At 69.1% G+C, this 14,450-nt stretch carries 14 protein-coding genes and 1 pseudogene; 5 read left to right on the top strand and 10 right to left on the bottom strand.

The genetic code is table 11. From position 1 onward, the window contains the following. Positions 1-308 precede the first annotated feature (308 nt). From AB0B91_RS63535 to AB0B91_RS63525, 3 genes are read left to right on the top strand one after another with little or no spacing between them, the layout of a single operon-like run. Entirely contained in the window at positions 309-593 is a 285-nt protein-coding gene (locus AB0B91_RS63535) for a hypothetical protein (protein ID WP_358342677.1), read from the top strand. 60 nt (positions 594-653) lie between these two features. Then, the gene (locus AB0B91_RS63530) at positions 654-1,271 is read left to right on the top strand and encodes an isochorismatase family cysteine hydrolase (RefSeq protein ID WP_358342675.1); all 618 of its coding nucleotides are present in this window, start codon (positions 654-656) and stop codon (positions 1,269-1,271) included. Positions 1,272-1,284: 13 nt separating this feature from the next. Next, positions 1,285-2,406, top strand: coding sequence for an MFS transporter (locus AB0B91_RS63525; RefSeq protein WP_358342673.1), 1,122 nt, complete (start codon positions 1,285-1,287; stop codon positions 2,404-2,406). Between the two features lie 3 nt (positions 2,407-2,409). Here the strand turns inward: AB0B91_RS63525 and AB0B91_RS63520 are convergent, their stop codons facing one another. The 7 genes from AB0B91_RS63520 to AB0B91_RS63490 form a co-directional block, all read right to left on the bottom strand. Next, a complete protein-coding gene (locus AB0B91_RS63520; protein WP_358342672.1) occupies positions 2,410-3,375 on the bottom strand; it encodes a LacI family DNA-binding transcriptional regulator in 966 nt (321 codons plus the stop codon). Between the two features lie 72 nt (positions 3,376-3,447). Beyond that, a complete protein-coding gene (locus AB0B91_RS63515) occupies positions 3,448-4,389 on the bottom strand; it encodes a nucleoside hydrolase (protein ID WP_358342670.1) in 942 nt (313 codons plus the stop codon). A gap of 27 nt (positions 4,390-4,416) precedes the next feature. Beyond that, entirely contained in the window at positions 4,417-5,694 is a 1,278-nt protein-coding gene (locus AB0B91_RS63510) for an ABC transporter permease (RefSeq protein WP_358342669.1), read from the bottom strand. Between the two features lie 5 nt (positions 5,695-5,699). Next, complete coding sequence (locus tag AB0B91_RS63505) at positions 5,700-6,920, bottom strand: ABC transporter permease (RefSeq protein WP_358342667.1); 1,221 nt, start codon at positions 6,918-6,920, stop codon at positions 5,700-5,702. Next, the gene (locus tag AB0B91_RS63500; protein ID WP_358342666.1) at positions 6,917-8,431 is read right to left on the bottom strand and encodes an ABC transporter ATP-binding protein; all 1,515 of its coding nucleotides are present in this window, start codon (positions 8,429-8,431) and stop codon (positions 6,917-6,919) included. Before AB0B91_RS63500 ends, AB0B91_RS63505 begins: the two co-directional genes overlap by 4 nt. 22 nt (positions 8,432-8,453) lie before the next feature. Next, positions 8,454-9,491, bottom strand: a complete 1,038-nt coding sequence (locus tag AB0B91_RS63495; RefSeq protein WP_358342664.1) for a BMP family ABC transporter substrate-binding protein — start codon at positions 9,489-9,491, stop codon at positions 8,454-8,456. Continuing rightward, positions 9,488-10,408, bottom strand: a complete 921-nt coding sequence (locus AB0B91_RS63490) for a PfkB family carbohydrate kinase (protein ID WP_358342662.1) — start codon at positions 10,406-10,408, stop codon at positions 9,488-9,490. The genes AB0B91_RS63495 and AB0B91_RS63490 overlap by 4 nt, the downstream gene beginning before the upstream one ends. A 140-nt stretch (positions 10,409-10,548) precedes the next feature. On the opposite strand from AB0B91_RS63490, the pseudogene AB0B91_RS63485 reads away from it, so the two are divergent. Next, positions 10,549-11,097, top strand: a pseudogene (locus AB0B91_RS63485) (ISAzo13 family transposase); the annotation flags it as partial. A gap of 324 nt (positions 11,098-11,421) precedes the next feature. Here AB0B91_RS63485 and AB0B91_RS63480 read toward each other — a convergent pair. Next, a complete protein-coding gene (locus tag AB0B91_RS63480) occupies positions 11,422-11,907 on the bottom strand; it encodes an ATP-binding protein (RefSeq protein WP_358342660.1) in 486 nt (161 codons plus the stop codon). Then, positions 11,904-12,098: a DUF5999 family protein gene (locus AB0B91_RS63475; protein ID WP_358342658.1), complete on the bottom strand. Its 195-nt coding sequence runs from the start codon at positions 12,096-12,098 to the stop codon at positions 11,904-11,906. Before AB0B91_RS63475 ends, AB0B91_RS63480 begins: the two co-directional genes overlap by 4 nt. Positions 12,099-13,207: 1,109 nt before the next feature. On the opposite strand from AB0B91_RS63475, the gene AB0B91_RS63470 reads away from it, so the two are divergent. Next, on the top strand, positions 13,208-13,702 hold the full coding sequence (locus AB0B91_RS63470; protein WP_358342656.1) for a hypothetical protein: 495 nt from the start codon (positions 13,208-13,210) through the stop codon (positions 13,700-13,702). Positions 13,703-13,834: 132 nt separating this feature from the next. Here the strand turns inward: AB0B91_RS63470 and AB0B91_RS63465 are convergent. Continuing rightward, the coding region (locus tag AB0B91_RS63465) for a hypothetical protein (protein WP_358342655.1) at positions 13,835-14,450 on the bottom strand (616 nt) is incomplete at its 5' end.

Below are 14,450 nucleotides of genomic sequence, written 5' to 3'. Positions count from 1 at the left end.
CGGTGCTGGGGCAAACGTCGGCGGCGGCGGGCGCGTCCCGTTCGGAGGTGGGGGCGCGCCGGTCGGCCAGGAACACCGGCCCGCGTGTGCGGCCTTTGAGCAGGCGAGGGAGCAGCCGGGCGGCGCCGGCGTCTCAGTAGACGGTCTCCCGCACGAAGTCCTCCGGCGCCTGACCCCGGCGGCGGATCTTGGCGCGCGCTCTTGGCCGTCACCCGAGCCTGCCAGGCGGTCGGCAGCGTCCCGTGAACTCGTTTCCTGACTGGCGTGAAAGAGGGGCGGCACTAGTGCCTTTGAGAAGGCCCAACCACATGCCGCTCAGTACGACCCTGTCTGACGCCGCCCTGTTCGAACGGTCGTGGCGAGATCCCGAGGATTTCGCCTTGCTGTTCGACGGGCACGCAGGACACATCCACCGTTATGTGGCCCGCCGTCTCGGCGACGACACGGCCGACGACGTCGTCTCCGAGTTCGGTGTCGACCGCGGCGCCGCCTACGACGTCCTCTGCCGCGGCGAACTGCCCATGCTGCGTATCGGCCGCAAGATCCGATCGCCCACCGCGTCAGACAGGCGGCCCCGCGGCCACACCCGTTGACGAGGACACCGGCTCGCGGTATCGTCCCGTCACTGTTCTAATCGATTAGAAAGATGGTTCATGACACGTTCAGGCATCGACGCGCTCCTCGTCGTCGACGTACAGCACTACTTCGCCCGGCCCGAGTTCCTGAGAAGTCACAAGGTCTCGATGGAGGCCGTGGCGCGCGTCCAGGCGGCCGTCGAGGAAATCGCCGGTCTCGTGGACGACGCGCGATCGGCGGATGTCCCGATCTTCTGGATCCAGAACACGACCCGGCTCGATGCGCCCTGGGAGGCCAACAGGAAGTTCCGTGGTCCGGCTACCGGGTTCGGGTTCGACGCGTGCATGGAAGGCACCGAACTTGCCGAGTTCTATCGGGTCCAGCCGCTCGGTGCGGAGACAGTCGTCCGTAAGGAGAGGTACAGCGCGTTCATCGGCACGCCGCTCGAGTCGATGCTGCGGCAGGCCGGAGTCGATCGTGTCACCGTGACCGGGCTCACCACCGAGTGCTGCGTCGCGTCAACGGCGAACGACGCCTTCCAGCATGGATGGGACGTCCGGGTGCCCGCCGACTGCTGCGCGTCCTACCAGGAGGACCTGCACCGCGCGGCGCTCACCGCCATCGCGCTGAACATCGGCGAGGTGATGGTGCGTGAGCAGGCAGCCGCCGATTGGCGCCGATCCCGCAGCGCGTAAGGTTCATCGGCGCGTGAGGTTCGTCGTCGTCGTCCTCGGCATCGCAGCCGCCGGGATGAGCACCTTCCTCCCTGCGGGCCTGGCCGACGCGGTGGCGCAGGATCTCGGCACGGACGCTGGCCGGATCCACCTCGCCACCGTGGCCTATTCGGTCACGTACGCGGTCTGCGTGCCGTTCACGCCGGCCCTCGGCCGTCGGCTCTCCTGGCACGGCGTCATCTCGATCGGCGCGGCGCTGCTCGTCGTGGCCGGTGTGCTCGGGGCTCTGGCCCCAGCTTACGGCGCCTTCGTCGCCTCCCGGACGATCGCCGCCATCGGCGCGGCGACGCTCGTTCCAGTCCTCCTTTCCACGGCTGCGGCCGCGCGCCGACCGAGCACAGCAACGGGGGTCGCATTCGCCGTCCTGGCGGCCGCGACCTCGTTCACGCCCGACCTGGCCCGGGCGTTCGTCAGCTGGCTCCCCTGGCAACTGGTGCTGATGGGGCCGGCCCTCATCGGCCTCGCCGCCGCGGTCGTGGCGTTCGCGGTGCGCGGCGCGACGACGGACCGGCCAGACCGGCCGCAGCCGATCCGCTATCTCGACACTCTGGCGGCCTGCGGATTCTGGCTGCTGCTCACGACGATCTCGATGGCATCGGCCTACACGGTGTTCGGCCGATCGGAGGAGCTCGCGACCCATGTCGGGGCGGACGTGGCCGGGTCGGCGGTTTTCGGAGCCGGGGGCGTCGCCGCCACTCTGCTGGTCGGCCTCCTGCTGCAGAACCGGAGGCGGCACCCCGAACGACTGCTGGTCGGCGCGCTCGCGGTGCTGTGCCTGGTGTTCCTGGGGTTCGTCGCCCTGACGCACGTCGATGGGGCCTCGGCAACGGGCGTCGCCTTGCTGTTCGGTATGTGGGGCGCGGTCACCTGGTCGATCAACCCCGTCATTCAGCGACTGCTCCTGCGCGCCGCAGGGTCGCAAGGCGTGGTCGCGGTCGGCCTCAACGCCGCCGCGCTCTATGCCGGGATCGGCGCGGGGACGGCGCTCGGCGCGGTGAGCCCGACGATCGACGCCGGGCTGTCGATCGCCGTCCTGCTGTCGGCTCTCGCCGCGCTGACCGTGCTCATCCGGTCGCGGGTCGCTCAGGCGCCGTAGCCCTCAGGTGTCGTAGTCACAGCCGCAGCTCGCACGGACGATCAAGGACCCGAGCGAATCGCCGCCGTCCGGGTGTCCGGTCAGCAGGCCGACCGCCCGCGCGGCCATCGACTCCACCGGCTGCCGCACGACCGTCAACGGCGGAGCGGTGAACGCCGTCTCGGCGGATCCGTCGAGGCTGATGACGGCGAGGTCCTCCGGGATCCGCACCCCCAGCTGGTAGGCAGCGGACAGGATCCCGAGCGCCTGGACATCGGAGGCGACCACCAGCGACCTCGCCAGCGTCCCGAGCCGGTGCTGTCGCCTGAACTCGGCGGCTGCTTCCCCGCTGCCGTAGCCGGACCGGTAGAGCGTACGGTCGTCGCCGACGAGCGCGGCCCATGTGCGAGTTCGCTCGCCGGTGGGGCCGACGTCGTCGGGGCCTCCCCAGAATGCCGGCGAGCCGTGACCGTGGCCCCGGAGGTGCTCCACCGCCGCACGGACGCTGTGCGTGTTGTCGCTCTCGACGAGCAGGCCCTCGACACGGTCGGGTTTGTGATGGACGTAGACGACCGGAACGTCGATCTCGACCGGAAGCTCCTGGTCCGGCCAGAACGCCGTGATCAGCAACCCATCGACCTGGGCGCTGAGCAGCGCCTCGATGGCCTGGCGCTCGGACCGTCCTGACACCGCGGCATAGCTCACAAGCGCGAACCGGTCGGCGTCGCCGAGCGCTCGCACGATCGCCCGGTTGAGCTCGCCGAAGTAGGGAATGGTCGCGTCGGGCGTCAGCACCCCGACCAGGCCTGTGCGGCCGGAACGCAGAGCTCGCGCGATCCGGTTGCGCCGATATCCGAGCTCAGCAGCCGCAGTGAGCACGCGCTCCCTGGTGGCGGGCGCGACGTTGCGCGGCCCGTCGTTGAGCACGTAACTCACCACGGCGGTCGACGTGCCCGCCCGCTTGGCGACATCCGCGTACGTGACCACCATAATTCCTCACTCTACTGGCGTGCGGGCCGGCGCTGGCCGAAGGGCCTTCGGCCAGCGCCGGCCCGCCCCGCGTCAGAGGGTAACGGCGGCCCGCAGCGCGTCGAGGAAGACCTGGCCGTCGGCACTCATCACGACGCGGGTGTTCACCGGTCGCGGTGGGGTGCGGCGGTCGGCGTAGGTGTGCCCGCGGGTCACCGGGTCGGTCGACACCTGCAGGTGGAGGTCCTCGGCGCTGACGATCATGCTGGGATCGATGGCGATCGCCATGGCGATGGGGTCGGGGAGGTCGTAGCCGGCCAGCCCTGTCTCCTCGACCGCGAACGCGTGCACGTCGCGGTTGATGTCGGCGGCAAAGCGCCCGAGTCTCCCGAGATCGCGCAGGCGGCGATCCTCGGCCGGATCGATCACCGCGTACTTGCGGGAGATGTCCCAGCCGACCATGGTCTTCTCGCCCGGCGCCCGGAGCACGACCTGCGCCGCCTCGGGATCGGCCCAGGCGTTGTACTCGGCGATCGCGGACACATTGCCGTTGCCGTCGCTGGTGCCCAGCATCATGTAGGTGTGCCGGAACCTCGTGAGGAACCCGGGATCGATCGTGACGGCGGCCGCGATGTTCGTGAGCGGTCCCAGCGTCACGAGCGTATGCTGCCCGGGCTCGTCCCGGGCGATGGCGTGAAGCGCGAGCACAGCGTGGCCGTCCTGCGTCGCCATCCGCGGCTCGGGCAGCGACGTTCCGCTCATCCCATCGGAGCCGTGCACGTTCTGCGCGGTCCCGAGGTCGCGGACGAGCGGAGCGCTGCATCCCGCCCACACCGGCACGTCGGCGGCCCCCGCCAGTTCGAGGGTGACCTTCGCGTTGCGGACGCCCTGCACGAGGGGCACATTCCCGGCAACGACCGTAACGGCGCGGATCCGCGACCGTGGATCGCGCGCCGCCAACAACAGGGCGACGGCGTCATCGGACGCGGTGTCGGTGTCGATGACGAGACTCTGGGGGACGAGACTCTGGGGCACGAGTGATCTTCTCCTTGTTCTGTGCACTCAGGACTTGAGGTAGGGCTTTCCGCCCGCCGCGGGCGCGCGGGACCGACCGACCAGGCCGGCGACCGCGAACACCGTGATGACGTAGGGCAGCATGAGCAGGAACTCGCTCGGCACAGGGGAGCCGATGATGCCGAGCATGCTCTGCAGGTTCGTGGCGAATCCGAACAGCAGCGCCGCCAGCGTGGCCCGGATCGGGTGCCATCGGCCGAAGATGACGGCCGCGAGGGCGATGAAGCCCATGCCGTTCGTCATCTCCTTGTTGAACGCGCCGACGGAGTCGAGCGTGAAGTAGGCACCGCCGACGCCGGCGATCGCGCCGGCCAGGGCGACGTTCCGGAACCGGGTGCGGTTGACGTTGATGCCGACCGTGTCGGCCGCGGTCGGGTGCTCGCCGACCGCGCGTACCCGCAGCCCCCAGCGGGTCTTGAACAGGCCGAACCACACGGCGAACACCGCGATGTACATGAGGTACACGATGATCGTCTGCCGGAAGAGCACCGGCCCGATGATCGGGATCGCCGACAGCCCGGGAATCGGCAGCACGGGGAACCGGTCGGGCGCGTTGAACAGCTCGGCGTCGGACTTCAGCACCTTCGCGTACAGGAAGCCCGTCAGCCCGGTCACGAGCACGTTCAGCACGACGCCGACGATGACCTGGTCGACGACGTACCGGATCGCGAGAGCGGCGAGCACGAGAGCGACGAGCACGCTGCCGGCCACCGCCGCGACGAGCCCGAGGACGGGTTGACCGGTGACCGACCCGACGACCGCGGCCGAGAACGCGCCGAGTAGTAGCTGGCCCTCGATCGCGACGTTCACGACGCCCGCGCGCTCGCCGATGACGCCCCCGAGGGCGCCGAAGACCAGCGGGGTACTGAGCGCGAGGCCGCCGACCAGCAGACCGGGAACGGGCACGGTCCGTCCCGCCGACGCCCAGGTGAGGAACGCGACGAGGAACACGGCCGCGAATCCCGCGATGAGCCGGAGCGGCACCCGCCGGCCGGCTCCGAACAGCACGAACGCGTGGGCCGCGACCGCGAGCCCGGCGAGCACGAGCGCGAGCGCGGTGACGGTGCCGCCCGTGGGGACCGTCAGCGGGGGGAGGGCGACGAGGTCGCCGCGCGTCGCGAGGCCGAAGGTGCTCGTTCCGGCCCGTGTGGCCACGAAGGCGAGGATGAGGGCGACGACGGCGAACGCGTCGAGCACGATCGGCGCCTTCCAGTCGCGGCTCACGGCCTTCCGGGCGCTGACGGTCGTCGTCGCGACACCGCTCACGCCGTTCACCCGGCCACCGCTTCCGTACGGCGGTGCGGCAAGGCGGCGGCAGGGGCGGGCAGCCGGAACACGGCACGGACGAGGGGCGGCGCCGCGATCAGCAGGACGATCACGGACTGCACGACGAGGACGAGGTCGATCGGGACCGCCTGGGTCGCCTGAATCGCGTATCCGCCCGTCTTGAGCGCGCCGAACAGGAGGCCGGCGGCGAAGACGCCCCACGGGCGCGAGCGCCCGAGCAGTGCGACCGTGATGGCGTCGAAGCCGATGCCCGCGTCGACCCCCGAGCCGAAGCCCATGGTCGTCGTGCCGAGCACCTGCGAAGCACCGGCGAGACCGGCGAGACCGCCGGACATCATCAGCGCGACCAGGTACACGCGCTGCACGTCGATGCCGGCGACCCGCGCCGCTCTCGGGTTCTCGCCGACCGCCCGGAACCGGAAGCCCATGCTGGAACGGTTCAGCACCCACCAGACCAGGAGCGTGGCCATGACCACGAGCACGAACCCGGCGTGCAGGCGGAAGGAACCGATGCCGAGCAGGTCCGACAGCGTCGGCATCACCGCCGTGTCGAGCGCCGCCGGCGACTTCGGGTTGTTCGAGCCGGGCGCCTGCAGCGCCCCGGGAGTCCGCAGCAGGAACGACACGAGGTAGAAGGCGACGTAGTTGAGCATGATCGTGACGATCACCTCGTGCGCACCGGTCCGCGCTTTGAGCACACCGGCGATGCCGCCCCACAGCGCGCCGCCGACGATCGCGCCGAGCACGCAGACGAGCATGTGCAGGAGGTACGGCATCGGGAACGACCAGCTGATCCAGCCGGCGACAGCGGCTGCGACGAGCATCTGTCCCCGGCCGCCGATGTTGAACATGCCCGCCCGGAACGCGACGGAGACACCTAGACCGGCCGCGATGAGCGGGGTCGCGAGCGTGAGCGTCTCGGTGAGCGGCTTGATCTGGTTCGCCCAGCCCGCACGGGTCCCGTTGAAGAAGGCGCCCTGGAACAGCGCCGAGCACGCGCCGGCGATGGCGTCCCCGGCCGCCAGGACGGTGTCACCGGGACGCGCGAGCAGGTAGCCAGCGGCCGCCTGCACCTCGGGATCGGTGAGCACGATGAGGATGCTGCCGGCCACCAGGGCGAGCCCGATCGCGAGGACGGAGACGAAGGCGTCACCGCCGACGATCTCCCTGAGCAGCCGATGCGAGCGGGGTGCGTCCTGTCTCATGCCGCCACCGCCTGGGTGGTGCCACCGGCCATCATGAGACCGAGCACGTCGCGCGGCGTGTCACCGGGCACGACGCCGACGATCCGGCCGCGGTACATCACGGCGATGCGGTCGGCGAGCGCGACGACCTCGTCGAGCTCGGTCGACACGACGATCACGGCCACCCCCGCATCGCGGGTCTGAATGATCCGCTTGTGGATGAACTCGATCGAGCCGACGTCGACGCCGCGGGTGGGCTGGGCGGCGACGAACAGCCGCAGCTCGCGATTCAGCTCCCGGGCGAGCACGACCTTTTGCTGGTTGCCGCCGGACAAGCGGCCGACGTGGGTGTCGATCCCCTGCGCGCGGATGTCGAACTCGGTGATCGCGGTACGGGCGAACGTCTCGATCGTGTTGAGCTGAAGCGCGCCCGTCCGCACGAACGGAGCACCGTTCGAGCGCCCGAGCATGAGGTTCTCGGCGATCGTGAACTCGGCGACGAAGCCGTCCTCCGTACGGTCCTCCGGCACGAACCCGACGCCCGCGTCGAGGACCTGCCGCGGCGTGCGACCGACCAGCTCGGCTCCGTCGAGCGTGATCGAGCCTTCGACGCGCGGCTGCAGCCCGAGGATCGCCTCCGTCAGCTCGGTCTGGCCGTTGCCCTGCACCCCGGCGACCGCGAGAATCTCCCCGCACCGCACCGCCAGGCCGACGTGCGACACGACGTACTGGCCGCGCGCGTCGATCACGGACAGGTCGCGCAGCACGAGCGCGGTATCCCCGAGCCTGGCCGGTGCCTTCCGCACCGTCAGCTCGACCGCGCGGCCGACCATCATCGATGCGAGCTCGGCGTTGCCGGCCGTGGGCGAGGCCTCGCCGACCACCTTGCCGTGACGCACCACCGTGATGCGGTCGGCGACCTCGCGCACCTCACGCAGCTTGTGGGTGATGAACACGATCGCGGTGCCACGCTCCTTGAGCCGGCGCATGATCGCCATCAGCTCGTCGGTCTCCGGGGGCGTGAGCACGGCGGTGGGCTCGTCGAAGACCAGAATCCGGGCGTCGCGGGAGAGGGCCTTGATGATCTCGACTCGCTGCTGCACGCCGACCGGGAGATCCGCCACGAGCGCGTCAGGGTCGATGTCGAACCCGAAGCGCTCCGCGATCTCCCGCACGCGGACCCGGGCGGCATCGAGGTTGAGCGTGCCACCGCCACGCGTGGGCTCGTTGCCGAGCATCATGTTCTCGGCGACCGTGAACACGGGGATGAGCATGAAGTGCTGGTGCACCATGCCGATGCCGGCGTTCATCGCGTCGCCCGGGCTGGAGAACCGCTGGACCACGCCGTCCAGGAGGATCTCGCCCTCGTCGGCCTGGTACAGCCCGTACAGCACGTTCATGAGAGTGGACTTGCCCGCGCCGTTCTCACCGAGGAGGCAGTGGATCTCGCCGGACCTGATCACCAGGTCGATGTGGTCATTCGCGGTCAGGCCGCCGAACCGCTTGGTGATGTCGCGGAGCTCGAGTTTCATGAGGTTTGGCCTCTTTCGCGGGTCACGGCTTGATGGAGCCGTCGATGAGTCCGGCCCGGATCTTGTCCAGCTTCGCGCCGAGGGCGGGGCGGGTCCGGTCCGCGAAGTCATGGAAGGGCGCGATGCCGACGCCGTTGTTCGCCAGGGTGCCGACGTAGCCGCCCGCGTCGGCCGCGTTCGCTGTCGCGCCGGCCACCTGGGCGACCGCCACGTCGACCTGCTTCAGCACTGACGTGAGGAACAGGTTCTGGTACTTCCGATCCGACTCGTACCCGTCGGTGTCGACGCCGATGAGCGCGGCGGACGTCCCGCGGTCGCGGATCGCCTCCGCCGCGGACTGGTAGATCGGGCCGCCGACCGGCATCAGGACGTCGGCGTCCTGGTCCAGCAGGCTCTGGGCGACCGTCTTGGCCTCGACGCCCGCCGCGTAGCCGCCCACGAACGTCCCCGTCTTCTTGGCGACGTTCCAGCCGACCACCGACACGTCGGTGCCCTTGTCCTTGTTGAAGTAGTCGACGCCCCGGGCGAAGCCGTCCATGAACGCGGTGACGGGCGGGATCTGCGTGCCGCCGTACGTGCCGACCACGCCGGTGGTCGAGTGGCTCGCTGCGGCGTAGCCCGCCAGGAACGCCGCCGGAACGATGTCGAAGGTTATCGTCGTCACGTTCGGCAGGTCGATCGAACCGTCGTCGACGATCACGAACCGGATCTCTGGGTTCGCCTTGGCGGCGGACTTGATGGCGTCGACCAGGTTGAACCCGACGCCGACAATGAGGCTGCAGTCGCCGCTGACCAGGCTCTCGACGTTCGGGACGTAGTCGTCGGAGGTGCGCGAGATCGTCACGGTCGGCTTGGTCCCGCCTGCCCGGGTGAGCCCGGCGTAGGTCAGTTCGTTGAACGAGCCGTCGTCGATCCCATTCGTGTCCGTGACCATGCAGAGCGACGGCGCCGCCCCGCCGGCACCGCCGCTCTCGGGCGGTGCGCCGCATCCGGCCAGTGTCGCACTCGCCGCTGCCATGAGAAGGACCAGCACGCTGGCCCGCACCCTGTTCATGTTCATCGATTGCTTCCTTGTTCGTCTCCGATGCCTGATGCGCCCCATCGGCGCACGGCGCGAGCGCCGGCGGCGACGCCGTTCTCCGCGGCTTCGTCCAGAGAGAGGCCCTGACTCAAGGCCGCGGCGACCGCTCCCACGAACGCGTCGCCCGCTCCCGACGTGTCCACGACGACGTCGACCGGGGGTGCTAACACCCGGCGGATCTCGCCGTCGGGCGGGATGATCGCGGCGCCCTCGGCGCCGAGAGTGATGATGACGTCGATGCCCCAGCGCCGCGCGAGGTCCGCGGGTCGCGAGTCCGCACCGAGGTGGCGACGTGCGAGGGCGGTCGCCTCGCCCTCGTTGACGATCAGCGGCGCGGCCGTACGAAGCGTCGCCTCGCCGACCTCGATCACCGGCGCCAGGTTCAGGACGAACCGCAGGCCGTGCTCCCGTGCGAACGCGGCGACGGCGTCGACGACCGCGGGAGCAACTTCCCCCTGGACGACAAGCGTGGGAACCGCCCTCGCCCTGCCGCGCATCTCGTCGAGGACGGCGGCGATGGCCAGGTCAGCCGTGAGTGCCACGTTGGCGCCGGGGTCGACGACGATGGCGTTCTCGCCGTCGGCGCCGACCATGACCCAGGCCCGGCCGGTGGGGCGAGTCCGGTCGCGCACCGGCCGGACCTCGACGGCCCGCGACCGCAGCCAGCCGAGGGCCTGTCCGGCGGCACGGTCATCGCCCAGCGCGCAGACGATGGCAACCGATGCTCCGGCCTCCGCCGCGGCGACGGCCTGGTTGGCCCCCTTGCCCCCGAGCTGATGGTGATGCGTCGCGGCGAGAACGGTCTCGCCCGGGAGGGGCAGCATCGCGACGCGGATCGTGGTGTCGAGGTTCACGGATCCGACGACGACGACAGCCGGCCCGAAGATCAACGCCATGGTGCATCCAATCGATTAGATTGCATCTTTCTAATCGATTAGTGGCACTTTGCGCAACCCCCTTCGCACTGTCCGGTACGAGGCCGACCGTTCCGGCGAGGACGACGGCGCTTACGCAGGCCGCCACCACCCGCGGCGGGATCCGGGCGGTGGCCCGAGCTGCGGATGTCCGTGAGGCGACGGTGTCGCCGGGCGTCGACGAGCTGGACTCAGGTACCGAGCCGCTGGGGCGGGCGCGCCGTCCCGGTGGAGGTCGCAAACGCCTGGTCGACCTGGACCCCGGGCTGCGGCCGGCGCTGCCGGCCCTGGTCGAGCCGGACGAACGGGGCGATCTGCCGCTGCGGTGGACCACCAAGTCCACCCAGGCCCTGGCCACCGAACTGACGCGGCAAGGACACCAGGTCAGCGCCCATGTCATCGCGGACCTCCTGCGAGAGGAAGGGTTCAGCCTGCGGGCCAACGCCAAGACCATCCAAGGCAAGCGGCATCCAGACCGCGATGGTCAGTTCCGCTACATCAACGAGCAGGTCACGAGCTATCAGCACACCAGCGATCCGGTGATCAGCGTGGACACCAAGAAGAAGGCCAGCTGGGTGAACGTCGGCACCGACCACGACACCGCCGCCTTCGCCGTGGAGTCCATCCGCCGCTGGTGGAGAGCAACCGGCAGCAGCGATTACCCGCTGGCCACACCTTAACTGGCGCATGCGTGAGACCCGGCAACTCCTCCAGCAGGCCGGGCACACCATCCAGCCCAGTCCTCACGCCTGCCAACGCTGGAGGCTCTCAACGACCTGGCCGCAGTGGAAGGCATCACCCGGGACTGTACGGTGGTGTTTAGACCCCCTCACGGCGCAGGCCGAAAACCGTACAGTCCCGTGGACAGACCCTGCTGCCGGGTCGGCGGCGGGCCGAGGTACAGGGCGAACGGGGATGCCGCCAGACAACTTGACCGAGCATGAGCGCTTCCGGTCTTTGACCGCCTTCACCTCGCGCGTGGCAGCGAGGGCATGTCAGAGCTCTGACAGCTCGAACCAGACGGCCTTGCCGGCAGCAGTAGGTGTCGCGCCCCAGCAGCAGGCGCACTGCTCGATCAAGCTCAGCCAATGGCCTTGTTCGTCATCCTGGCCGGTGCGGCTGGTGTGTGGGAGTGCCGGATCGGCGTCCTCGACCTCGCAGCGTAGCGTGCCGTCCATTGTCCATAGGGTGAGCCGGATCGGTCCCCTCCCATGGTGGAACGCCTTGGCGACCAGTGCGCTCACGAGCAGGTCAGCGCTTCTGCTGTGGCGGTTGAGATGCCAGTCGGTCAGCTGGAGGCGGGTCAATCGTCGCGCTATGCGGACACAGGACCGACCGGGCGGCAGTGGCCAGGTGGCCATGTCGACGCCGGGGGCATGGAGCGGTGGTTTATCGCTGGGGCTGACAAGGGACTTGAGCCCGGCCCAGGCTCGAGTGGTCCCCGTTGCCGATGTGGCGGTGATCGGTTTCTGCGGGTTCATGCCGCACCTGCGCATTGGCTGCGGTGGGCAGGGATGCTCCGTCCGTCGGGCAGCAGTTCGCCGGTGTCGTCGAAGACGATGACACCGTTGCAGAGCAGACCCCAGTTCTGCTCGGGGTGGTAGGCCACCAGACGCGCCGCGTCATGATCGGTTGCGTCTGCGGATGGACAGGATGGTTGGTGCTGGCACATGGTCTCGTTCCTTTGAATCTCGTGTGAATGATCTGATCTCCCCTGCCGTCACGGCGGTGTTGAGCTGATCGATGGTGGTCGTGACAGCGGTCAGGGTTGTCGTCATCTGGTGGTGTCTCCCGAGTGATGTCGTGGGAAGTGGTGGCCTAAGCGAAGGGCCCCTATGGCTTTGAGAAAGCCGTGTGGCTTGGGATGGCGAACGCTGGTTCTCGGCCGATCGATGTTTTCTTTGTGTCGAGATTGTCGTCCAGCCACCCCAGATCGGCATGCGCGGCCGACCTTGATGCGTCCGAGGCCTGGGCGGGCGAGCAGGTCGGCCGGGCGTGATGTCGCGGCGGCCATCGCGTCCAGCAGCGGCAGGCCCAGTCGAACGTCGAGGTTCACGGATCCGACGACGACAGCCGGCCCGAAGGTCAACGCCATGGTGCATCCAATCGATTAGATTACATCTTTCTAATCGATTAGCAGCACTTTGTGCAACCCCCTCGCACTGTTCGGTACGAGGTCGGCCGTTCCGGCGAGGACGACGGCGCTTATACCGGCTGCCCCCGCCCGCGAGCCTGTCTCAGACCCGACGATCACGTTATGCGCGATCAGCGCCAGGACGATCGTTATCTGGGGTTGTCAAGCGAACTAGCTGGTCAGCTGGTTGCAGGTTGTTAAGCCATGGCAGGCAGGCAGGCAGGCAGACGGCTGACGGTCGTGCTGTTCATCTCCGTTCCGCGGGGAGGAGGTCGCCGATCAGCACGCGGACCCGGGCCTCGATCTGATCGCGGATTGTTGGTAAGCCCGGTTGTTGGACCTTGCGGAATAGATGCCGGACGTGGGGCCAGGCCAGACGTAGCATGGCTGTGCAGCAGGGACGTGCTATCCCAGCGGAGGTTGTGTTGCTTCCGCGCGTGAGTGAGGCAGGCGCTGTCGCCAGAGCAGGTTCGGCGATTCTGCATGCGGCGCGGAGCGCCGATCGCGCCGTTGATTGGCCGAACCTTCACGAAGGGCTTCTCGAGCTCCACTCGATTCTGGACGACTGGTGCGTTCGAGCAGAAGAAACAGCCGGCAGCGCTCGGTCGAAGCAAGCGGCTCGATAGTCCGGACGCAAGCTTCCAGATATGGCCAAAATCAGGCAGATGGCGCGCCCTTCCCGCGGCGTCCCCCTCCTCGGCACCAACAACATCTTTGCTGGCTTCGTCGAGACCGTAGTCACTGATATTGATGAAGCTTTGGACCCCAAAGCTCCGCTGCTCAGGCGCTGGCGAGCGTCCAGTCGGCGACAGGCAGGCCGCCGAAGCGTCCGCACCCTTCTCCGGGTCTATTGCCCGGAACTGCTGGATCAGTTCGTGGACGCATTCGAACAGCGCGCTGAATGGGTGCTCGAACACCGTGAGCAGTTCGACCGGTGGTTCGATGGGTCCCGTTCCGATGACGAGATTGATCAACTGCTGAGAGAGATGGACACCACCGCTCGGCAGTTACGCTCGGCGCGGGATCAGATGCGGACGTTCATCGTCGCCAAATACCCGATGGGCCGGGCAGGGCAGGTAGGTCTCATCGTCGGAAGAGACGAGGGCGCCTGGCGAGTCAGGACCTCCCTGCCGCCGGGGTGAGGGCTGGCTGCTGCTGACCGGCTTGACTGGCCCCGCCGCCGCGGTGTGGAGCGGGTGTTCCTACTCGGTACGCACCGCGAAGACGGCTGCCCTGGTCAGGGCGCCGCCGGTTCGGCGAGCCGGGCTTCCAGATCAGGCGATCATCTGGGCGAGCAGGCTGGTGTTCTCGCGCCGGACGGCTTGCGGGCCGAGTTTGTCGATGCCGGCGACCTTGGTCATGCACTCGTCGGCGGCTTGGGCCATCGTGGCGAACGCCTTGCGGGCGATCGGGTGGGGGTTGGCGGCCTCGAAGGTGGTGGCGCGGTGCATGTCCCTGACCGACGTCATCGCCGCTCGCGCGGCGGACATGGCGTCGCGGGCGCTGAACTCGTCGCCGTATCCGAAGCGCATGTAGCGGGTGACCCAGACCCGGCGCCGGGCGGGGTCGGTGGAGGGCATGAAGCTGGCGTCGTCCAGGGCTGAGCCGGTGGCCAGGTCGCGGACGGCGGTGATGGCCGTCTCGGCGCCGTCGCAGAGCTCGGCGATGGCCTGGGCCCGATCGGCGGTGAACCGGATCTGCTGCTTGTGCAGCAGCGACAGCGCCCGCGAGGCGGCCATGCGTATCTCGGCCATGGCGTTGAAGACGTCCATGGACGCATCGGCCTCGGTCCCATTACGGGCCGCGCAGGCCTGCGCGGCGAGCGATTCCCGCTTGTTCGGATCGGACGCCGTCGCCCTCGCCGGGCTCGACCCGTTTGGCGACCAGATA

It is taken from the genome of Nonomuraea sp. NPDC049141, assembly GCF_040648415.1.
GTDB lineage: Bacteria > Actinomycetota > Actinomycetes > Streptosporangiales > Streptosporangiaceae > Nonomuraea.
Note: the sequence above shows the minus strand (reverse complement) of the source record. Positions and strands in the feature narration are given on the sequence as shown.

Coding starts and splice junctions, on each gene's coding strand:
- AB0B91_RS63500 (WP_358342666.1), bottom strand. CDS start 8,431: ATGAAACTCGAGCTCCGCGACATCACCAAGCGGTTCGGCGGCCTGACC.
- AB0B91_RS63475 (WP_358342658.1), bottom strand. CDS start 12,098: ATGTGCCAGCACCAACCATCCTGTCCATCCGCAGACGCAACCGATCAT.
- AB0B91_RS63530 (WP_358342675.1), top strand. CDS start 654: ATGACACGTTCAGGCATCGACGCGCTCCTCGTCGTCGACGTACAGCAC.
- AB0B91_RS63490 (WP_358342662.1), bottom strand. CDS start 10,408: ATGGCGTTGATCTTCGGGCCGGCTGTCGTCGTCGTCGGATCCGTGAAC.
- AB0B91_RS63480 (WP_358342660.1), bottom strand. CDS start 11,907: ATGAACCCGCAGAAACCGATCACCGCCACATCGGCAACGGGGACCACT.
- AB0B91_RS63495 (WP_358342664.1), bottom strand. CDS start 9,491: ATGAACATGAACAGGGTGCGGGCCAGCGTGCTGGTCCTTCTCATGGCA.
- AB0B91_RS63505 (WP_358342667.1), bottom strand. CDS start 6,920: ATGAGACAGGACGCACCCCGCTCGCATCGGCTGCTCAGGGAGATCGTC.
- AB0B91_RS63520 (WP_358342672.1), bottom strand. CDS start 3,375: ATGGTGGTCACGTACGCGGATGTCGCCAAGCGGGCGGGCACGTCGACC.
- AB0B91_RS63535 (WP_358342677.1), top strand. CDS start 309: ATGCCGCTCAGTACGACCCTGTCTGACGCCGCCCTGTTCGAACGGTCG.
- AB0B91_RS63470 (WP_358342656.1), top strand. CDS start 13,208: ATGGCCAAAATCAGGCAGATGGCGCGCCCTTCCCGCGGCGTCCCCCTC.